Source organism: Nitrogeniibacter mangrovi (assembly GCF_010983895.1).
Taxonomy (GTDB): Bacteria; Pseudomonadota; Gammaproteobacteria; order Burkholderiales; family Rhodocyclaceae; genus Nitrogeniibacter; species Nitrogeniibacter mangrovi.
On sequence record NZ_CP048836.1, the window covers coordinates 2,302,576 to 2,319,244 of the forward strand.

Here is a 16,669-nt window from a genome sequence, read left to right on the forward strand (position 1 = left end):
CGCACGCCGCCTGCTGACATGCGCGCACGCGCTGGCCGCATCCGTCTGCGAACGAAGCTGCTCGTCGTCGTCCTGCTGGTCCAGACGGTCACCATCGGTCTGATCGCCGCGACCGGCTGGCAACTGCTCGATCGCAGCGCACGCGAGGACGCCGCCCTGCTCGAAGCGCAGATCCAGCCCCTGCTGAGCGCGGCACTGACGCCACCACTCGTTGCCGGCGACCGGCACGCGGCACGCGCCATTGCCCGCAGCGCGCTGATCGACAACGGTCTGTCGCACATCGAAGTCGTTTCGCCCTCCGGCATTCCCCTGCTGCGCGAGCCAGAAGACACCGCGGGCGATGGCGTCGACGGTACCCAGTTCGAGCTCACCGATCGCAACCGCCCCCTGGCTACCGTGCGCTTCGCCGTCACCGATCGGCGCCACGCATCCCGCCACGGCCGCTACTTCGGCTACATGGTGCTGGCCGGCGCCGTGCTGATCATGCTGTCTGCGGCGCTGATCGCTCTATCCGCCATCGGGGTGACCCGGCGCCTGCAACGCCTTGTTGACGCCGGACAGCAGTTCGGCACCGGTCGCATGCATATCCGTATCCAGGACGAAGCCAAGGACGAGATCGGCGAGCTGGCGCGGGCCTTCAACCGCATGGCGGCACGGCTCTCCGACCAGTTCCAGCGCCTCAAGGCCAAGGACGATCGTCTGTCCCTGGTGGTCCAGGGCAGCAGCGACGGCATCTGGGACTGGGATCTGATGGCCAACGAGGTGTATTTCTCGCCCCGCTTCCGCGAGTTGCTCGGTTACCACGACGAGGCCGAATTCCGCCGCGGCTTCTTCTTCTCCACCGCCTTGCATCCGGACGATCGCGACCGCGTGCTCGCCGCCCAGTACGACCATCTGGAAAACCGCAGCAACTTCGACGAGGTCTATCGGCTGCGTTGCCGGGACGGCAGCTATCGCTGGTTCCGCGGGCGTGGCCAGGCGCGCTGGGACGGCGAAGGCAAGGCGTACCGATACGCCGGCTCGATCACCGACATCCACGCCCAGAAACTCTCCGAAGCGGCACACCGGGAGAGCGAGGAGCGTCTCTACTACGCCATTCGCGGCTCTTCCGACGGCATCTGGGACTGGCACCTGAAGACCGAGCGCTACTACCTGTCGCCACGCTTCAAGCAACTGCTCGGCTACCGCGACGACGAGCTACCGAACAAGCGCAGTGCCTTCCTGGCCCTCGTTCATCCGGAAGATCTCGAGCGCATCGAAGCCCAGGTCGCTCATCACTTCAAGACCCACGAGCCCTACGACGTCACCTACCGGCTCCGGCATCGCGACGGCCACTACCGATGGTTCCGCAGCCGCGGCGAGGCGGTATGGGACGAACGGGGTCAGGTCGTCCGCTTTGCCGGCTCGAGCGGAGACATCACCGAACAGCGGCGGGCGCAGGAGAGCATCCGCGCGCTGCTCACAGAGAAACAGGCCATCCTTGACAACGTACCGGTGGGCATCGCCTTCGTCGAGGACGGCCAGATCGTCGCCGCCAACCGGCGTTTCGCCGAGCTCTTCGCCTGCGAACCGGACGATGCGACGGGCCGCCCCCTGACCGGGCTGCTCGGCCCGGCCGGCCATGATCCGGCCGGCGGCGGTCAGGTCACCCGGGAAGTGGAGATCGAGCGCCACGACGGTGCCCGGCGCTGGTTCTTCATCACCAGCCAGCGGGTCAATCCGCAACGCGCCGAAGACGGCGCCCTGTGGATCTTCGCCGACATCACCTCGCTCAAGACCACCAGCGACGCCCTGCGCGAAGCGCGCGAACTGTCGGACGCCATCATCCGCAGTCTGCCCGGCGTCTTCTTCCTCCTGCGTCTGCCGGACGACATCATCCGCTGGAACGCCAACCTGGCCCGGCTCGCCGGCCGCGACCCGGAGCAGGCGGCCGCGCAATCCCTGCTCGCCCTGTTCCATGCCGACGATCGCGATACCATCCGCGGCGCACTCGAACAGGCGCAGGCGATCGATCAGACCAGCGTCGACGCCCGCCTGATCGACCCCACCGGGCGCAGCGTGCCCCATGTGTTCACGATCGTTCACGTCGAGCTGCGCGGCGTCAGCCACCTGGTCGGCATCGGCGTGGACATCAGCGATCGCATCAAGGCGGAAGCGGAAATCCGCGCCCTGAACAACGCCCTCGAGACGCGGGTTCGCGAGCGTACCGCCGAACTGACCGTGGCCAACAAGGAACTCGAATCCTTCAGCTACTCCGTGTCCCACGACCTGAGCTCGCCGCTGCGCGGCATCGACGGCTTCTCACGCATGCTCGAGGAGGACTACGCGGAACAGCTCGACACCACCGGACTGGGCTACATCAACCGCATCCGCGCCGCGACTGCACGCATGCAGCACCTGATCGACGATCTGCTCAAGCTCTCGCGGATCACCCGCGACGAGATGCACCGGAGCGATTTTTCGCTCTCTGAGCTGGCCACCGAAATCGGCGACTACCTGCACGCCGAATCTCCCCATCGAAGCGTCCATCTCGAGATCGATCCGGACATCCGCATTCGCGCGGATCGCAACCTCATGCGGATTGTCATGGACAATCTGCTGCGAAACGCGTGGAAATTCACGGCGAATCATCCACTTGCAAACCTGCGTGTCGGCTGCTTGCACCAGAATGGACAGCCGGTGTATTTTGTCAGCGACGACGGCGCCGGATTCGACATGCGTTATGCGGACAAGCTATTCGGCGCTTTTCAACGCTTGCACCGGGACAGTGATTTTGCCGGCACCGGCATCGGACTGGCGACGGTGGCGCGCATCATCCATCGCCATGGCGGGCGCGTCTGGGCCGAGGCCGAGATCGAAAAGGGCGCGACCTTCTATTTCACCCTTGGTTAGGAAACAACAACAGGATGCCGACCGAGCGCCCGATTCTGCTTGTCGAAGACAACCCCGACGATGAAGCGCTGACCCTCCGCGCGTTCAGCAAGAACACCATCCCCAATCCGGTCATCGTGGCCCGCGACGGCGTCGAGGCGCTGGACTACCTGTTCGGCACCGGCAGCCACGAAGGACGCGATACCTCGGTGATGCCGGCCGTGGTCCTGCTCGACCTGAAGCTGCCGCGCATCGACGGCCTCGAAGTGCTCAAGCGCATTCGCGCCAACGAACGCACGTCCCTGCTGCCGGTGGTGGTGCTCACCACCTCCAAGGAACAGCAGGACATCCTCGAGGCCTATCGCCTCGGCGCCAACAGCTACATCCGCAAGCCGGTGGACTTCGAACAGTTCATCCAGGCCGTCGGCCAGCTCGGTGTCTATTGGCTGTCGCTGAACGAGTCCGCCGAGCCGGGCGCGGGGCTGCCCGACTAGTTTCGGCTCTTCCGATCAAAAAAGAAGGCGCCCATCCGGGCGCCTCGTCATTCGCATGCTCGACCGGTACGAGCTGATCGCTTACGCCACTTCGTCGATCCACGCCTGCTGAACCGCCTCCAGGATCCGCTCGCCGCAGTGGCCCGGATCATCATCGAATTCGGGCAGCGCCAGAACCCAGTTCATCAGGTCGACAAAATTCACCTGCGTCGGATCCACGTCCTCGTGGGCGTCCGACAACTGGATCGCGATCTCTTCCACATCGGTCCATTTCATCCGTGGTTCCCCTCGCTGACCATGTTGATCGTGTACTTCGGAATCTCGACCACCAAAGGCGCATCGGCGACGAGGGCCTGACACGACAGGCGTGACATCGGCTCCAGCCCCCATGCTCTGTCGAGCAGATCTTCCTCGGCCTCATCGGCCTCCTCGAGCGACTCGAAGCCCTCGCGCACGATCACGTGACAGGTGGTGCACGCACAGCTCTTCTCGCAAGCGTGCTCGATTTCAATATCGTTCGACAGCAGTGCATCGCAGATGCTTTGCCCGGCCTCGGCCTCGATGACCGCCCCTTCCGGACACAGCTCCACATGCGGCAGCACGACAATCTGAGTCATTTCATACCTTCAGTTCGTTGACCTTCTGGCCGGCGAGCGCCGACCGGATACTCTTGTCCATACGCCGTTCGGCAAAAGCGTCGGTCGCCTGTCCCAGGCCATCCAGGCACTGGCGCAGACGGGCGGAGTCATCCTGCTCGACGGCCTCGCCCAGCGCCCCGAGCGCCGCGTCCACCGTCGCGCGTTCCTGCGCGTCGAGCAACTCGCCATCGGCCGCGAGCGCCTGCGACACGACTTCGATCATGCGCCGACCCTCGACCTGCAGTTCGCGCAGCGCACGCGCCTGGGCATCGTCCCCGGCATGCTCGATGCCCGACTTGAGCATCTCCGACACTTCGTCGTCCGACAAACCGTACGAAGGCTTGACGGTCACATGCGCCTCGACGCCGGCGGACATCTCCCGTGCCGCTACCGATAACAAGCCGTCCGCGTCCACCTGGAAGGTGACGCGGATACGCGCGGCTCCGGCGGTCATCGGCGGGATGCCACGCAGCTCGAAGCGTGCCAGCGAACGGCAGTCGGACACCAGCTCCCGCTCGCCCTGGACCACGTGGATGGCCATGGCCGTCTGGCCGTCCTTGAAGGTGGTGAATTCCTGCGCCTTGGCGATGGGAATGGTCGAATTGCGCGGAATGATCTTCTCGACCAGCCCGCCCATGGTCTCGAGGCCGAGCGACAGCGGAATCACATCGAGCAGCAGCCAGTCGTCATCCGCGCCGCGATTACCGGCGAGCACGTTGGCCTGCATCGCGGCCCCGAGCGCGACGACCTTGTCCGGATCGAGATTGGTCAGCGGTGCCTGACCGAAATAGTCGCCCACCGCGCGCTGCACATGCAGCATGCGCGTTGCGCCACCGACCATGACCACGCCCTTGACCTCGTCCGGGCTCAAGCCCGCATCGCGCAAGGCCTTCCGCACCGGCGCCAGGGTCTTGTTGACCAGATGCCGGGTGGCCTCTTCGAAGGCGTCGCGCGTGAGCACCAGGTCGATCTCCTCGCCACTGCGCAGCGTGGTGGAGATCCGGGTCTGCTCCTCGATGGTGAGCCGCTCCTTGGCAGCCCGTGCCAGCACCAGCAGGTGCCGTGCATCGGTCTCGGACAATGGCGCCGGTTTGGCCTGCTCGACGATCCAGCACAGCACACGGTGATCGAAATCGTCGCCGCCGAGCGCCGCGTCGCCGTTGGTTGACATGACCTCGAACACACCCTTGGACAGACGCAGGATGGAGATGTCGAAGGTGCCGCCGCCCAGATCGTAGATCGCATAGACCCCTTCGGCGGCGTTGTCGAGCCCGTAGGCCACCGCGGCAGCGGTCGGTTCGTTGAGCAGCCGCAGCACGTTGAGCCCGGCCAGGCGTGCCGCATCCTTGGTGGCCTGACGCTGGGCGTCGTCGAAATAGGCCGGCACCGTGATGACCGCTCCGACCAGCGGACCGGCCAGACTCTCTTCCGCACGCACGCGCAGCACCTTGAGAATCTCCGCGGACACCTCGACCGGCGTCTTTTCCCCCGCGACCGTCCGCAGGCGCAGCATGCCTTCGCTGTCCTTGAAATCGTAGGGCATGGACTCGATGTAGGCGACGTCCTTGATCCCGCGCCCCATGAACCGCTTGACCGAGGCGATGGTGTTCTTCGGATCGCGCACCTGGGCGGCGATCGCCTCGCGCCCGACTTCCACCGTGCCTTCACGGGTGTAGCGCACCACCGACGGGAGCATGGCGCGCCCGCTGTGGTCGTTCAGGCACACGGCGATGCCGTTGCGCACCGTCGCCACGAGAGAATTGGTCGTTCCCAGGTCGATGCCCACGGCGAGCCGATGCTCGTGCGGGGCCGCCGACATGCCCGGTTCTGCAAGTTGAAGTAATGCCATCAGTCTTCCAACGCTTCGATCGCGTCGTCGATCTCTTCTTGAAGTTTTTCGATGAACATGAGCCGCCGCACCGTATCGGACGCGCCATCCAGGTCGGCGGGCTCCCCGTCGAGCTGAACCCCGAGACGGGCATTGACCTCACGCGCATGGGCGACGAGGCGCCGGTGCAGGTGTTCCAGCTCGGTCAGGTCGGCGCCGTCGCGCGCCTCCTCGACCGCTTCGCGCCACTCCATCTGCTCCATGAGGAACTCGGGCGCCATCACCGTGTTGGTTTCGACGCCGACGTCGAACCCCTGCAGTTCGAGCAGGTAACGGGCCCGGGCGAGCGGTTTGCGCAAGGTCCGGTAGGCCTCGTTGATGCGCGTCGCCCACTGCATGGCGACGCGTTTTTCGGCGTCGGAGCGGTGGGCGTGACGATCCGGATGCACCTGTCCCTGGCGATCGAGATAGGCCTGCTCGAGCCGGTCGGTATCGACGGCGAAGCGGCGCGGCAGATCGAACAGCGCGAAGTAGTCCTGCTGCAGCGAGCGGGCGCCCTCCGCCAGTTCCCTCATACGTTGAAGCTCTCGCCGCAGCCGCACGCATCCTTGACGTTCGGGTTGTTGAACTTGAAGCCTTCGTTCAGCCCCTCACGGACGAAATCCAGTTCGGTCCCGTCGAGATACGGCAGGCTCTTCGGATCGATCAGGACGGTGACCCCGTGGCTCTCGAAGACGATGTCGTCGTCCTGGGATTCGTCGGCGAATTCGAGCTTGTAGGCCATGCCGGAACAACCCGAGGTCTTCACGCCCAGGCGGATGCCGATGCCCTTGCCGCGCTTCTCGATGAAGCGCGACACGTGGTTGGCAGCGGATTCGGAGAGAGTGATAGCCATGCTGCTGTACTCCTTACTCGGCGTCACCACCGTGGTGTTTGCGATAGTCCGCCACGGCCGCCTTGATGGCGTCCTCGGCGAGGATCGAACAGTGGATCTTCACCGGCGGCAAGGCCAGTTCCTCGGCGATGGCGGTGTTCTTGATCTCGAGCGCTTCGTCGAGCGTCTTGCCCTTGACCCATTCGGTCACCAGGGAACTGGAAGCGATGGCCGAGCCACAGCCGTAGGTCTTGAACTTGGCGTCCTCGATGACGCCCGAGCCGTTGACCTTGATCTGAAGCTTCATCACGTCGCCACAGGCCGGCGCGCCGACCATGCCGGTCGCCACGCCCTCTTCGGATTTTTCGAACGAACCGACGTTGCGGGGGTTTTCGTAGTGGTCCAGGACCTTGTCGCTGTATGCCATGAGTTGATTCTCCTCGTTACGCTCAGTGGGCGGCCCACTGCACGGTGTTCAGATCGACGCCTTCCTGCACCATCTCCCACAGCGGCGACAGTTCGCGCAGCTTGGAGATCTTGTTGTGCAGCAGGTCGATGGTGTAGTCGATTTCCTCTTCGGTCGAGAAACGGCCGATGGTGAAGCGGATCGAGCTGTGCGCCAGTTCGTCGTCGCGCCCCAGGGCCCGCAGCACGTAGGACGGCTCCAGGCTCGCCGAGGTGCAGGCCGAACCGCTCGAGACGGCCACATCCTTGATGGCCATGATCAGCGACTCACCTTCGACATAGGCGAAGGAAATGTTCAGATTGTGCGGCACGCGCTGTTCCACGTCACCGTTGACATAGGTGGCCTCGATGTCGGTCAGCCCCTTCATGAGGCGATCGCGCAGCATGCGGATGCGCTCGTTCTCGGTCGCCATCTCCTCGCGCGCGATGCGGAAGGCTTCCCCCATGCCGACGATCTGGTGCGTGGCCAGGGTGCCGGAGCGCATGCCGCGCTCGTGACCGCCACCATGCATCTGCGCGATGAGGCGCACGCGCGGCTTGCGACGCACGTAAAGCGCGCCGATGCCTTTGGGGCCGTACGTCTTGTGGGCCGAGAAGGACATGAGATCCACCTTGAGCTTCTGCAGGTCGATTTCCACCTTGCCGGTGGCCTGCGCCGCATCCACATGGAACACGATGCCACGCTCGCGGCAGATCTCGCCGATCTGCTCGATCGGCTGGATCACGCCGACTTCGTTGTTGACCATCATCACCGACACCACCGTGGTGTCGTCACGCAGCGCCGCCTTGAAGGCGTCGAGGTCGATCAAACCATTCTCCTGGACGTCCAGGTAGGTCGCCTCGAAGCCCTGGCGCTCCAGTTCGCGCACCGTGTCGAGCACGGCCTTGTGCTCGGTCTTGACGGTGATCACGTGCTTGCCCTTGCTCTGGTAGAACTGGGCTGCGCCCTTGATGGCGAGGTTGTTCGACTCGGTCGCGCCGGATGTCCACACGATTTCCTTCGGATCGGCATTGACCAGCGCCGCCACCTCGGCGCGCGCGATCTCCACCGCCTTTTCCGCTTCCCAGCCATAGGCGTGCGAGCGGCTGGCGGGGTTGCCAAAGTGCTCCACCAGATAGGGGATCATTTTGTCAGCCACGCGCGGATCAACCGGCGTCGTCGCCGAATAGTCGAGATAGATGGGAAATTTCATTGCAGCTTCTCTCCGTCGCAGCGCCACCGGGCGCCTTTGAATTTACGTCACACCGCCATCGCGGCAAGACCGCGCAAGGCCTGTACTTCCTGCCTCAACGCCTGGATCAATCGATTCATATCCTCGGCCGAGGTTCCGCGCCCGACGCTCACCCGAACCGCACTGCGGGCCAGTTCCGGCGCCACGCCCATGGCCAGCAGCGTCTTCGACGGCTCCGGATCGGCGCTCGAGCAGGCCGAACCGCTGGCGCATGCAAATCCGGCGCGGTCGAGCTTGCCGACCAGGGTTTCACCATCGATCCCGTCGAAGGCGAAGAAACTGGTACCCGGCAGGCGCGGCGCACCTGCAGCGAACACCGTCGCTTGCATGTCGCTCAGCGCGGCCTCGAAATCATCACGCAAGCTGCGCTGACGCATCGCTTCGGTCTCGAGGCGCTGCACGGCCAACTCGCAGGCAGCACCAAAACCGACGATGGCCGCCACGTTCTCGGTGCCAGAGCGCAGGCCACGCTCTTGTCCGCCGCCGGCAATCAGTGGCGACAGTTCCACCCGCTTGTCCACGATCAGCGCTCCAGCGCCGAGCGGGCCGTATATCTTGTGCGCAGACAGCGTCATCGCATGAACACCCAGCGCACGAAAATCGACCGGCACCTTGCCCAGCGCCTGGACCGCGTCGGTGTGGAACCACGCCCCCGCCTGGCGCGCCTTGGCCGCCAGATCGGCGATCGGCTGGATCGCGCCGGTCTCGTTGTTCGCCAACATGACCGAGACCATCCGTGGCCGTTTCGCCAGGCATTCGGCATATTGCCCCGAATCCACGACGCCGGACGGCATCACGTCGATCCACTCGAGCTGCCAGCCCAGACGCGCCAGCTGTTTCGCCGGCTCCCGCACGCACGGATGCTCCATGCGGCTGACCGCCAGCACACCCGGCTTCATCGTCGCCGCCGCGCCCTTCAGGAACAGGTTGTTGGCCTCGGACCCACCGCTGGTGAACACCACTTCCGTCGGATGCGCACCCACCGCCGCAGCCACCCGGGCACGCGCCCGGTCGATGGCATCGCGTGCCTGACGCCCGTACTCGTGCCGGCTCGACGCATTGCCGAAGCGGGCATCCAGATAGGGCAGCATGGCCTCGCGCACCGCGGGATCGAGCGGCGTCGTGGCATTGTGATCGAGATAGACGGGCGCAAACATGACGACGACTTCCTTCGGCCTTCAGGCAGCGGCGACCGATTCTCCGTCCGGACAGCTCTTGCGCTGATCCTTGAGCACCGACACCTTCGCCTCGCGGGCATGCTGCTGCTCGACCAGCCCGTGCAGGGTCACCGAATCGAGGTAGTCGAACATGCGCTTGTTCAGGTTGGTCCACAGGTCGTGCGTCATGCAGCGGTGGTCGTCCTGGCAGTTCGCCTTGCCACCACACTGGGTCGCGTCGAGCGGCTCGTCCACTGCAACGATGATGTCGGCCACCGTGATCTCGCCCATCTCGCGCGCCAGCGTGTAACCGCCCCCGGGGCCGCGCACGCTCGAGACGAGTTCATGCCGGCGCAACTTGCCGAACAGCTGCTCGAGATACGACAGGGAAATGCTCTGACGGTCGGCAATGCCGGCCAGCGTCACCGGACCACCGTCCTGGCGCAATGCCAGATCGATCATCGCGGTCACCGCAAAGCGGCCTTTGGTGGTCAGTCTCATCGCAAGTGTCCTCGCTCGTCAATACCTGAATATTTGACTCGACTATACAGTACCCGACTAAAGTGATCAACAATTATCCGGATCAATCCACCATCTTGCTCAGGCGCTCGGCATCGAGGGTTTCGCAGTGTTTCTCTTCCTCCTCGAGCGCGACGCCGGCCGCCTCGAGACGCTTGAGCAAGGCCTCGATGCGCCGGTCGGTATCGACGGCGTGGTCCAGCAAACCATGGAAGGCCTTGGCGAGCGGGTCGTCCATGTCTCGGGTCACACCATAAGCGGAGAACCCCATCTGCTCGGCCTTTTGCGCGCGCTCCTCATCCTTGCTGCGATCGAGGATGCGCGCCGGGTTGCCCACTGCGGTCGCCCCTTCCGGCACCGGTTTGACCACCACCGCGTTGGAGCCGATCTTGGCGTTATCGCCCACGTCGAACCCGCCCAGCACCTTGGCGCCGGCACCGACGACCACGCCCCGACCCAGCGTCGGGTGGCGTTTCTCGCCTCGATACAGCGAGGTACCGCCGAGGGTCACGCCCTGATAGATGGTGCAGTCGTCACCGACCTCGGCGGTCTCGCCGATGACCACACCGAAGCCGTGGTCGATGAAGACGCGACGGCCGATGATCGCCCCCGGGTGGATCTCGATCCCGGTCAACCAGCGCCCCAGGTGACTGATGAAACGCCCCAGCCAATGCCAGCCGCGCGTCCACGCGCCATGGGCGACGCGATGAAAGATCAGGGCATGAATGCCGGGATAGCAGGTGAGCACCTCCAGCGACGAACGGGCCGCGGGATCGCGGCTGCGCACACTGGCAATGTCTTCACGCAATCGGCTGAACATGAACCCCTCCCCGTGAATGAGCGGACGGGCGCCCAGAACGGCGCCACCATTTAATTTCCGACAATTTTAATCGACTTTTCTGTCCAGCGCACTGAGGATCCCGCGCAGGATGCCGACCTCCTCGCGCTCGAGCCGGATGCGCCCGAACAGGCGCCGGATGCGCGCCATGAGCCGGCGCGGGTTGCTCGGATCATGAAACCCGCTGCGGATCATCGCCGACTCCAGATGGCCGTAGAACCCCTCGACTTCCTCGAAGCTCGCGGGCGCCGCCAGGCCGTCCGGCGCGGGTGCCGACGCGCTCAGGCGCAGGCGCATCTCGTAGCACAGGATCTGCACCGCCGCGGCGAGATTCAGCGAACTGTAGTCCGGGTTGGTCGGGATCATCACCGGCAACTGGCACAGAGCCAGTTCCTCGTTGGAGAGCCCGCTGGTCTCGTTGCCGAACACCAGGGCCACGTCGCCCTGGGCGGCATAGCCGGCGACGGTATCGGCAGCCTCGCGCGACCACTGCATGGGCAAGGACAGCTCGCGGCGCCGCGCGGTCATCGCGGCCGCGAACACGGTGCCCTCGAGGGCCACCTCCAGGGTGTCGACGACACGGGCCGAGGCGAGCACGTCCGTCGCACCCGAGGCGCGTGCCGTGGCGATCTCGCTGGGAAACTCGTGCGGCGCTACCAGCACTAGCTGCCCCAGCCCCATGGTCTTCATGGCGCGGGCGGCACCGCCGATGTTGCCGGGGTGGCTGGTACGGCTCAGGACCACACGCACGCGGCCAAGCAAAGAGGGGGCTTTCATATTAGAATTCGAGGTTTTTAATTTTCAGCGAGCAGGTTCGATTCCTGACGCAACGGACCGCCCCATGCACCCCACGCTCTCCATCGCCATCAAGGCCGCTCGCCGCGCGGGCAACACCATCAACCGCGCCGCCAACGACGTCGACCGCATCCGGGTCGAAGCGAAAGCCGCCAATGATTTCGTCACCGAGGTGGACCGGGCTGCGGAAGCCGCCATCATCGAGACCCTGCTCGACGCCTACCCGGGGCACGGCATTCTAGCAGAAGAGTCCGGGCGCACCGCCGGCAACGCGGACAGCGAGTTCCAGTGGATCATCGACCCGCTCGACGGCACCACCAACTTCATCCATGGCTTCCCCCAGTACGCGGTGTCCATCGCCCTGGCCAAGAATGGCGTGGTCGAGCAGGGCGTGGTGTACGACCCCACCCGCAACGAGTTGTTCACCGCCACCAAGGGCGCCGGCGCCATGCTCAACGAGCGCCGCATCCGCGTCTCGCGCCGCAACAAGCTGGCCGAGTCGCTCATCGCCACCGGCTTCCCGTTCCGCGAATTCGATCATGTGGATGCCTATCTGGCCATGTTCAAGGACGTGTGCCAGAAGACCGCCGGTATCCGCCGTCCCGGCGCCGCCGCGCTCGATCTGGCCTACGTCGCCTGCGGCCGTGCCGACGGCTTCTGGGAACTGGGCCTGTCGATCTGGGACATGGCCGCCGGCGCGCTGCTGGTGCAGGAGGCCGGTGGGCTGATCAGCGATCTGGCCGGCGAATCCGAGTACCTGCACACCGGCAACGTGGTGGCGGGCACACCCAAGGTGTTCGCCCAGCTGCTGCCGATCATCCAGGCCCACCGCCCGGCCGACGTCGCCGCCTGAGCGTCGCGCCCCCATGACGCAGACCCCGCGCCGCTCGCCGGATGGGCACACGCCCATGATGCAGCAATACCTGGCCCTGAAGCACGAGTACCCGGACCTGCTGCTGTTCTACCGCATGGGGGATTTCTACGAGCTGTTCTTCGAGGACGCCGAGAAGGCCGCGCGACTGCTCGACATCACCCTGACCACGCGCGGCAAGTCCGCCGGCGAACCGATCAAGATGGCCGGCGTGCCGCATCACGCGGTGGAGCAGTACCTGGCGCGCCTGGTCAAGCTGGGCGAATCGGTGGTCATCGCCGAACAGGTGGGCGACCCCGGCACCACCAAGGGGCCGATGGAACGCGCCGTCTCGCGCATCGTCACCCCGGGTACGCTCACCGACGCGGCCCTGCTCGACGACCGCCGCGACGCCCTGCTGCTGGCCCTGCACCTGAATCGCGGCGCACTCGGCCTCGCCTGGCTGAACCTGGCCAATGGCGACCTGCGCCTGCTCGAATGCGTCCCCGAGCAGCTGCAGGCCCAGTTCGAACGTCTGCGCCCCGCCGAGGTGCTGGTCTCCGACGCGCTCAACCTGCCGCTGGTACACAAGCTGGCCCCGGCGCTCAAGCGCCTGCCCGACTGGCAGTTCGACGCCGACAACGGCCGCCGCCAGCTCACCCAGCACCTGGGCACCCGTGATTTGTCCGGCTACGGTGCCGAAACGCTGTCCGTGGCCCTGGCCGCCGCCGACGCCCTGTACGGCTACGCCAGCAGCACCCAGCAGCAGAGCCTCGGCCATGTCACCGGACTGCGCGTCGAGACCGAATCCGAGTTCATCCGCATCGACGCCGCCACCCGGCGCAATCTCGAACTGACCGAAACCCTGCGCGGCGAAGCGGCACCGACCCTGCTCTCCAGCCTGGATGCCTGCGTCACCAGCATGGGCTCGCGCTGGCTGCGCCATGCCATCCACCATCCGCTGCGCGACCGGCAGGCCGTCGTGGCCCGCCATGCCGCCGTGGCCGAACTGCTCGGCGACGCGGGCAATGGCCCCGGCAGCGCGGTGCGCGCCGGCTTGCGCGGCATTGCCGACGTGGAGCGGATCACCGCCCGCATCGCCCTGCGCTCGGCGCGGCCGCGCGATCTCTCGTCACTGCGCGACACCCTCAACGCCTTGCCCACCGTGGTGGAGACACTCGGCCCCACCGAAGCTCCGCTGCTCACCGAGCTGCGCGAGGCGCTGAGCCCACCGGCCGAGAGCATGGCTCTGCTGAGCCGCGCCATCGCGCCCGAGCCGTCCACCGTGCTGCGCGACGGCGGCGTCATCGCCGACGGCTTCGACACCGAGCTCGACGAGCTGCGCGGCATCCAGACCAACTGCGGCGAGTTCCTCATGGCGCTCGAAGCGCGCGAGCGCGAGCGCAGCGGCATCCCCACCCTCAAGGTCGAATACAACCGGGTGCATGGCTTCTACATCGAGGTCGGGCGGGTGCACGCGGACAAGGTGCCGGACGACTACCGGCGCCGGCAGACGCTCAAGAACGCGGAGCGCTACGTCACCCCCGAGCTGAAGGCCTTCGAGGACAAGGCCCTGAGCGCACAGGAGCGCGCCCTCGCGCGCGAGAAGGTGCTCTACGACCACATCCTCGACGTGCTCGGCGGCGAGATTCCCGCGCTGCAGCGCATTGCCCGCGCCCTGGCCACGCTGGACGCCCTGGTCGCCTTCAGCGAGGTGGCCGCGCGCCACGACTACCGCTGCCCCCGCTTCACCGACCAGCCCGGCATCCACGTCGAGGGCGGCCGCCATCCGGTGGTCGAGCGCCAGGTGGACGAGTTCATCGCCAATGGCTGCCGGCTCGCGCCGACCCGGCGCATGCTCATGATCACCGGCCCCAACATGGGCGGTAAATCCACCTTCATGCGCCAGGTGGCCCTCATCACCCTGATGGCCCACATCGGCAGCTTCGTGCCGGCGACGGCAGCCACGCTGGGCCCCATCGACGCCATCTTCACCCGCATCGGCGCCTCCGACGATCTGGCCTCCGGCCGCTCCACCTTCATGGTGGAGATGACCGAGGCGGCCGCGATTCTCAATGGCGCCACCGAGAACAGCCTGGTGCTGATGGACGAGATCGGCCGTGGCACCTCCACCTTCGACGGGCTCGCGCTGGCCTTCGCCATCGCCCGCCACCTGCTCGAGAAGACCCGCAGCCTCACCCTGTTCGCCACCCACTACTTCGAGCTGACGCGCCTCAACGTGGACTATCCGGAATGCGCCAACGTGCATCTGGACGCGGTCGAACACGGCCACCGCATCGTCTTCCTGCATGCGCTCGAAGAAGGGCCGGCGAGCCAGAGCTACGGGATCGAAGTGGCGGCGCTGGCGGGCATTCCCGCCGCGGTGGTGCGCGACGCCCGTCGTCGCCTGCGCGCCCTGGAGAACCGGGAGGTGGGCAGCGACAGCCAGCCCGACCTGTTCGCCGCCCTGCCGGCCGACGAACCCGATGCGCCCAGCCATCCGGCGGTGGCCGCGTTGACGGAACTCGACCCCGACGAACTAAGCCCGCGCGAAGCGCTCGAGCAGCTCTACGCCCTCAAGCGCCTCGCCACCAAACCCTGAGGCCCGGCAGGACCACGCACATGGACAACCCGATCGACATCCGCGAAGAAGGCGGCGTGCGCTATCTGCACTTCGGCACCGACTGGGTCCAGGGGGCCATGCGCATCCGCACGCCCTTCGCCCTGGAACTGGCCTACACCCGGGAGATGCTGAGCGCCCTGCTCTTCCACGAACCGCCCTGGCCGCGGCGCATCCTGTCCATCGGGCTGGGCGCCGGCTCTCTGGCGAAGTTCATCCACCGCAAGCTGCCCGACAGTCATCACACCGTGGTCGAGATCGAGCCGCGCGTCGTGGCCATCGCCATGAGCTGCTTCGAGGTGCCACGCAGCGACGCACGCCTGGACATTCAGGTCGAGGACGGGCTCGAGTTCATCGCCCGCACCGACGAGCGCTGGGATCTGATCCTGCTCGACGCCTACGATCACGATGTGCGCCCCGGGCCGCTCAACAGCGCCGGCTTCTACGCGCAGCTGCGCGCGCACCTGAGTGCGCAGGGCGTGCTGTCGATCAACATGTTCAACCGGGCGCGGCGCTACGACACCACCATCGCGGCGCTCAACGAGGCCTTCGAGAATCGCGCCGTGGCGTTCGCCTCCACCGACGCGGGCAATTACGTCGCCCTCGGCTTCGCCGGCGACACGGTCGACACCGATGAAGCCGGCCTGCGAGAGCGCGCCGAGGCGCTTCGCGCCGATCTCGGTCTGGATCTGCGCGCCGTCATCGCCCGCCTGCTCGATGCCGGCGAGGCCCGACGCGGGCGGCTCGTGCTCTGAGGCTCAGGCGGACTCGACGTCCGCCGGCTCGGGCGGCAGCCACAGGCAGGCGCCCTTGCTCGCCTTGGCGATGTCGCCCAGTACCGCCTCGTGTGCGGCCATTTCCGCATCGCTGGCGCGCACCACGCGCAAGGGCGGGCGGTCCTTCAGGTCGGCGCCGCCGATCACGTCCTGACTCGGGCCGTCGTCCTCGTCGAGGCCGATGATCAGGCTCTCCTGACCACGGGTCATGGCCAGGTACACCTCCGCAAGCAGCTCCGCATCGAGCAAGGCGCCGTGCAGGGTGCGGTGCGCGTTGTCGATCTCGAAACGATCGCACAGCGCGTCGAGGGTGGCCTTCTTGCCCGGGTTGAGCTCCTTGGCCATCTTGAGGGTGTCGATCACGCCGGCACAGAAGGTGTCGAGCCGCGCTCGCTCGAGCAACGCCAGTTCGTTGTCGAGGAAGCCCACGTCGAAGGCGGCGTTGTGGATCACCAGCTCGCCGCCGCGCACGAAGGCCTCGAATTCCTCCACCACGTCCTTGAAGCGCGGCTTGTCGGCGAGAAATTCATTGGTGATGCCGTGCACCTCGATGGCGCCGGCGTCGATCTCCCGATCCGGATTGACGAACACGTGATAGTGGCGGCCGGTGAGCTTGCGATCGACGAGCTCGACGCAGCCGATCTCGATCACACGATCGCCGTTGCGCCATTCCAGGCCGGTGGTTTCGGTATCCAGTACGATCTGTCGCATT

At 66.1% G+C, this 16,669-nt stretch carries 17 protein-coding genes; 5 read left to right on the forward strand and 12 right to left on the reverse strand.

All coding sequences use genetic code 11. The features are described from left to right. Positions 1-18 precede the first annotated feature (18 nt). A complete protein-coding gene (locus tag G3580_RS10545; RefSeq protein WP_173765322.1) occupies positions 19-2,892 on the forward strand; it encodes a PAS domain-containing protein in 2,874 nt (957 codons plus the stop codon). 14 nt (positions 2,893-2,906) lie between these two features. Then, positions 2,907-3,365 (forward strand): response regulator, encoded by a 459-nt coding sequence (locus tag G3580_RS10550; protein WP_173765324.1) that lies wholly within the window; start codon positions 2,907-2,909, stop codon positions 3,363-3,365. 81 nt (positions 3,366-3,446) lie between these two features. Here the strand turns inward: G3580_RS10550 and iscX are convergent, their stop codons facing one another. The 11 genes from iscX to G3580_RS10605 all read right to left on the reverse strand — a co-directional run bounded on the left by iscX (position 3,447) and on the right by G3580_RS10605 (position 11,693). Then, the gene (gene iscX, locus G3580_RS10555) at positions 3,447-3,641 is read right to left on the reverse strand and encodes a Fe-S cluster assembly protein IscX (protein WP_173765326.1); all 195 of its coding nucleotides are present in this window, start codon (positions 3,639-3,641) and stop codon (positions 3,447-3,449) included. Continuing rightward, on the reverse strand, positions 3,638-3,982 hold the full coding sequence (fdx, locus tag G3580_RS10560) for an ISC system 2Fe-2S type ferredoxin (protein ID WP_173765328.1): 345 nt from the start codon (positions 3,980-3,982) through the stop codon (positions 3,638-3,640). The genes iscX and fdx overlap by 4 nt, the downstream gene beginning before the upstream one ends. Position 3,983: 1 nt before the next feature. Next, positions 3,984-5,852, reverse strand: a complete 1,869-nt coding sequence (gene hscA, locus G3580_RS10565) for a Fe-S protein assembly chaperone HscA (RefSeq protein ID WP_173765330.1) — start codon at positions 5,850-5,852, stop codon at positions 3,984-3,986. Further along, positions 5,852-6,406 (reverse strand): Fe-S protein assembly co-chaperone HscB, encoded by a 555-nt coding sequence (gene hscB / locus G3580_RS10570; protein WP_173765332.1) that lies wholly within the window; start codon positions 6,404-6,406, stop codon positions 5,852-5,854. Before hscB ends, hscA begins: the two co-directional genes overlap by 1 nt. Continuing rightward, positions 6,403-6,726, reverse strand: a complete 324-nt coding sequence (iscA, locus tag G3580_RS10575) for an iron-sulfur cluster assembly protein IscA (RefSeq protein ID WP_173765334.1) — start codon at positions 6,724-6,726, stop codon at positions 6,403-6,405. The genes hscB and iscA overlap by 4 nt, the downstream gene beginning before the upstream one ends. Before the next feature lie 13 nt (positions 6,727-6,739). Further along, positions 6,740-7,132, reverse strand: coding sequence for a Fe-S cluster assembly scaffold IscU (gene iscU / locus G3580_RS10580; RefSeq protein WP_173765336.1), 393 nt, complete (start codon positions 7,130-7,132; stop codon positions 6,740-6,742). A 22-nt stretch (positions 7,133-7,154) separates the two neighbouring features. Next, on the reverse strand, positions 7,155-8,363 hold the full coding sequence (locus tag G3580_RS10585) for an IscS subfamily cysteine desulfurase (RefSeq protein WP_173765338.1): 1,209 nt from the start codon (positions 8,361-8,363) through the stop codon (positions 7,155-7,157). A 47-nt stretch (positions 8,364-8,410) separates the two neighbouring features. Continuing rightward, a complete protein-coding gene (locus tag G3580_RS10590; protein WP_173765340.1) occupies positions 8,411-9,559 on the reverse strand; it encodes a cysteine desulfurase family protein in 1,149 nt (382 codons plus the stop codon). A gap of 21 nt (positions 9,560-9,580) precedes the next feature. Continuing rightward, positions 9,581-10,060: a Fe-S cluster assembly transcriptional regulator IscR gene (gene iscR, locus G3580_RS10595; RefSeq protein WP_173765342.1), complete on the reverse strand. Its 480-nt coding sequence runs from the start codon at positions 10,058-10,060 to the stop codon at positions 9,581-9,583. Between the two features lie 82 nt (positions 10,061-10,142). Next, entirely contained in the window at positions 10,143-10,898 is a 756-nt protein-coding gene (cysE, locus tag G3580_RS10600; RefSeq protein ID WP_173765344.1) for a serine O-acetyltransferase, read from the reverse strand. Between the two features lie 66 nt (positions 10,899-10,964). Next, positions 10,965-11,693, reverse strand: coding sequence for an RNA methyltransferase (locus G3580_RS10605; protein ID WP_173765346.1), 729 nt, complete (start codon positions 11,691-11,693; stop codon positions 10,965-10,967). Positions 11,694-11,757: 64 nt separating this feature from the next. Here G3580_RS10605 and G3580_RS10610 point away from each other — a divergent pair, with 64 nt between their 5' ends. From G3580_RS10610 to G3580_RS10620, 3 genes are read left to right on the forward strand one after another with little or no spacing between them, the layout of a single operon-like run. Continuing rightward, on the forward strand, positions 11,758-12,564 hold the full coding sequence (locus G3580_RS10610; RefSeq protein WP_173765348.1) for an inositol monophosphatase family protein: 807 nt from the start codon (positions 11,758-11,760) through the stop codon (positions 12,562-12,564). 13 nt (positions 12,565-12,577) lie between these two features. After that, the gene (gene mutS / locus G3580_RS10615; RefSeq protein WP_228720633.1) at positions 12,578-15,163 is read left to right on the forward strand and encodes a DNA mismatch repair protein MutS; all 2,586 of its coding nucleotides are present in this window, start codon (positions 12,578-12,580) and stop codon (positions 15,161-15,163) included. Between the two features lie 20 nt (positions 15,164-15,183). After that, complete coding sequence (locus G3580_RS10620; RefSeq protein WP_173765350.1) at positions 15,184-15,936, forward strand: fused MFS/spermidine synthase; 753 nt, start codon at positions 15,184-15,186, stop codon at positions 15,934-15,936. Positions 15,937-15,939: 3 nt separating this feature from the next. Here the strand turns inward: G3580_RS10620 and dnaQ are convergent, their stop codons facing one another. Next, positions 15,940-16,668 carry a DNA polymerase III subunit epsilon gene (dnaQ, locus tag G3580_RS10625; RefSeq protein WP_173765352.1) on the reverse strand — a complete coding sequence of 243 codons (729 nt, stop codon included), beginning with the start codon at positions 16,666-16,668 and terminating at the stop codon, positions 15,940-15,942. Position 16,669 lies beyond the last annotated feature (1 nt).

What these genes read in the sequence shown, in the direction of transcription:
- G3580_RS10545 (WP_173765322.1), top strand. Translation starts at nt 19, where the DNA reads ATGCGCGCACGCGCTGGCCGCATCCGTCTGCGAACGAAGCTGCTCGTC.
- G3580_RS10550 (WP_173765324.1), top strand. Translation starts at nt 2,907, where the DNA reads ATGCCGACCGAGCGCCCGATTCTGCTTGTCGAAGACAACCCCGACGAT.
- iscX (WP_173765326.1), bottom strand. Translation starts at nt 3,641, where the DNA reads ATGAAATGGACCGATGTGGAAGAGATCGCGATCCAGTTGTCGGACGCC.
- fdx (WP_173765328.1), bottom strand. Translation starts at nt 3,982, where the DNA reads ATGACTCAGATTGTCGTGCTGCCGCATGTGGAGCTGTGTCCGGAAGGG.
- hscA (WP_173765330.1), bottom strand. Translation starts at nt 5,852, where the DNA reads ATGGCATTACTTCAACTTGCAGAACCGGGCATGTCGGCGGCCCCGCAC.
- hscB (WP_173765332.1), bottom strand. Translation starts at nt 6,406, where the DNA reads ATGAGGGAACTGGCGGAGGGCGCCCGCTCGCTGCAGCAGGACTACTTC.
- iscA (WP_173765334.1), bottom strand. Translation starts at nt 6,726, where the DNA reads ATGGCTATCACTCTCTCCGAATCCGCTGCCAACCACGTGTCGCGCTTC.
- iscU (WP_173765336.1), bottom strand. Translation starts at nt 7,132, where the DNA reads ATGGCATACAGCGACAAGGTCCTGGACCACTACGAAAACCCCCGCAAC.
- G3580_RS10585 (WP_173765338.1), bottom strand. Translation starts at nt 8,363, where the DNA reads ATGAAATTTCCCATCTATCTCGACTATTCGGCGACGACGCCGGTTGAT.
- G3580_RS10590 (WP_173765340.1), bottom strand. Translation starts at nt 9,559, where the DNA reads ATGTTTGCGCCCGTCTATCTCGATCACAATGCCACGACGCCGCTCGAT.
- iscR (WP_173765342.1), bottom strand. Translation starts at nt 10,060, where the DNA reads ATGAGACTGACCACCAAAGGCCGCTTTGCGGTGACCGCGATGATCGAT.
- cysE (WP_173765344.1), bottom strand. Translation starts at nt 10,898, where the DNA reads ATGTTCAGCCGATTGCGTGAAGACATTGCCAGTGTGCGCAGCCGCGAT.
- G3580_RS10605 (WP_173765346.1), bottom strand. Translation starts at nt 11,693, where the DNA reads ATGAAAGCCCCCTCTTTGCTTGGCCGCGTGCGTGTGGTCCTGAGCCGT.
- G3580_RS10610 (WP_173765348.1), top strand. Translation starts at nt 11,758, where the DNA reads ATGCACCCCACGCTCTCCATCGCCATCAAGGCCGCTCGCCGCGCGGGC.
- mutS (WP_228720633.1), top strand. Translation starts at nt 12,578, where the DNA reads ATGACGCAGACCCCGCGCCGCTCGCCGGATGGGCACACGCCCATGATG.
- G3580_RS10620 (WP_173765350.1), top strand. Translation starts at nt 15,184, where the DNA reads ATGGACAACCCGATCGACATCCGCGAAGAAGGCGGCGTGCGCTATCTG.
- dnaQ (WP_173765352.1), bottom strand. Translation starts at nt 16,668, where the DNA reads ATGCGACAGATCGTACTGGATACCGAAACCACCGGCCTGGAATGGCGC.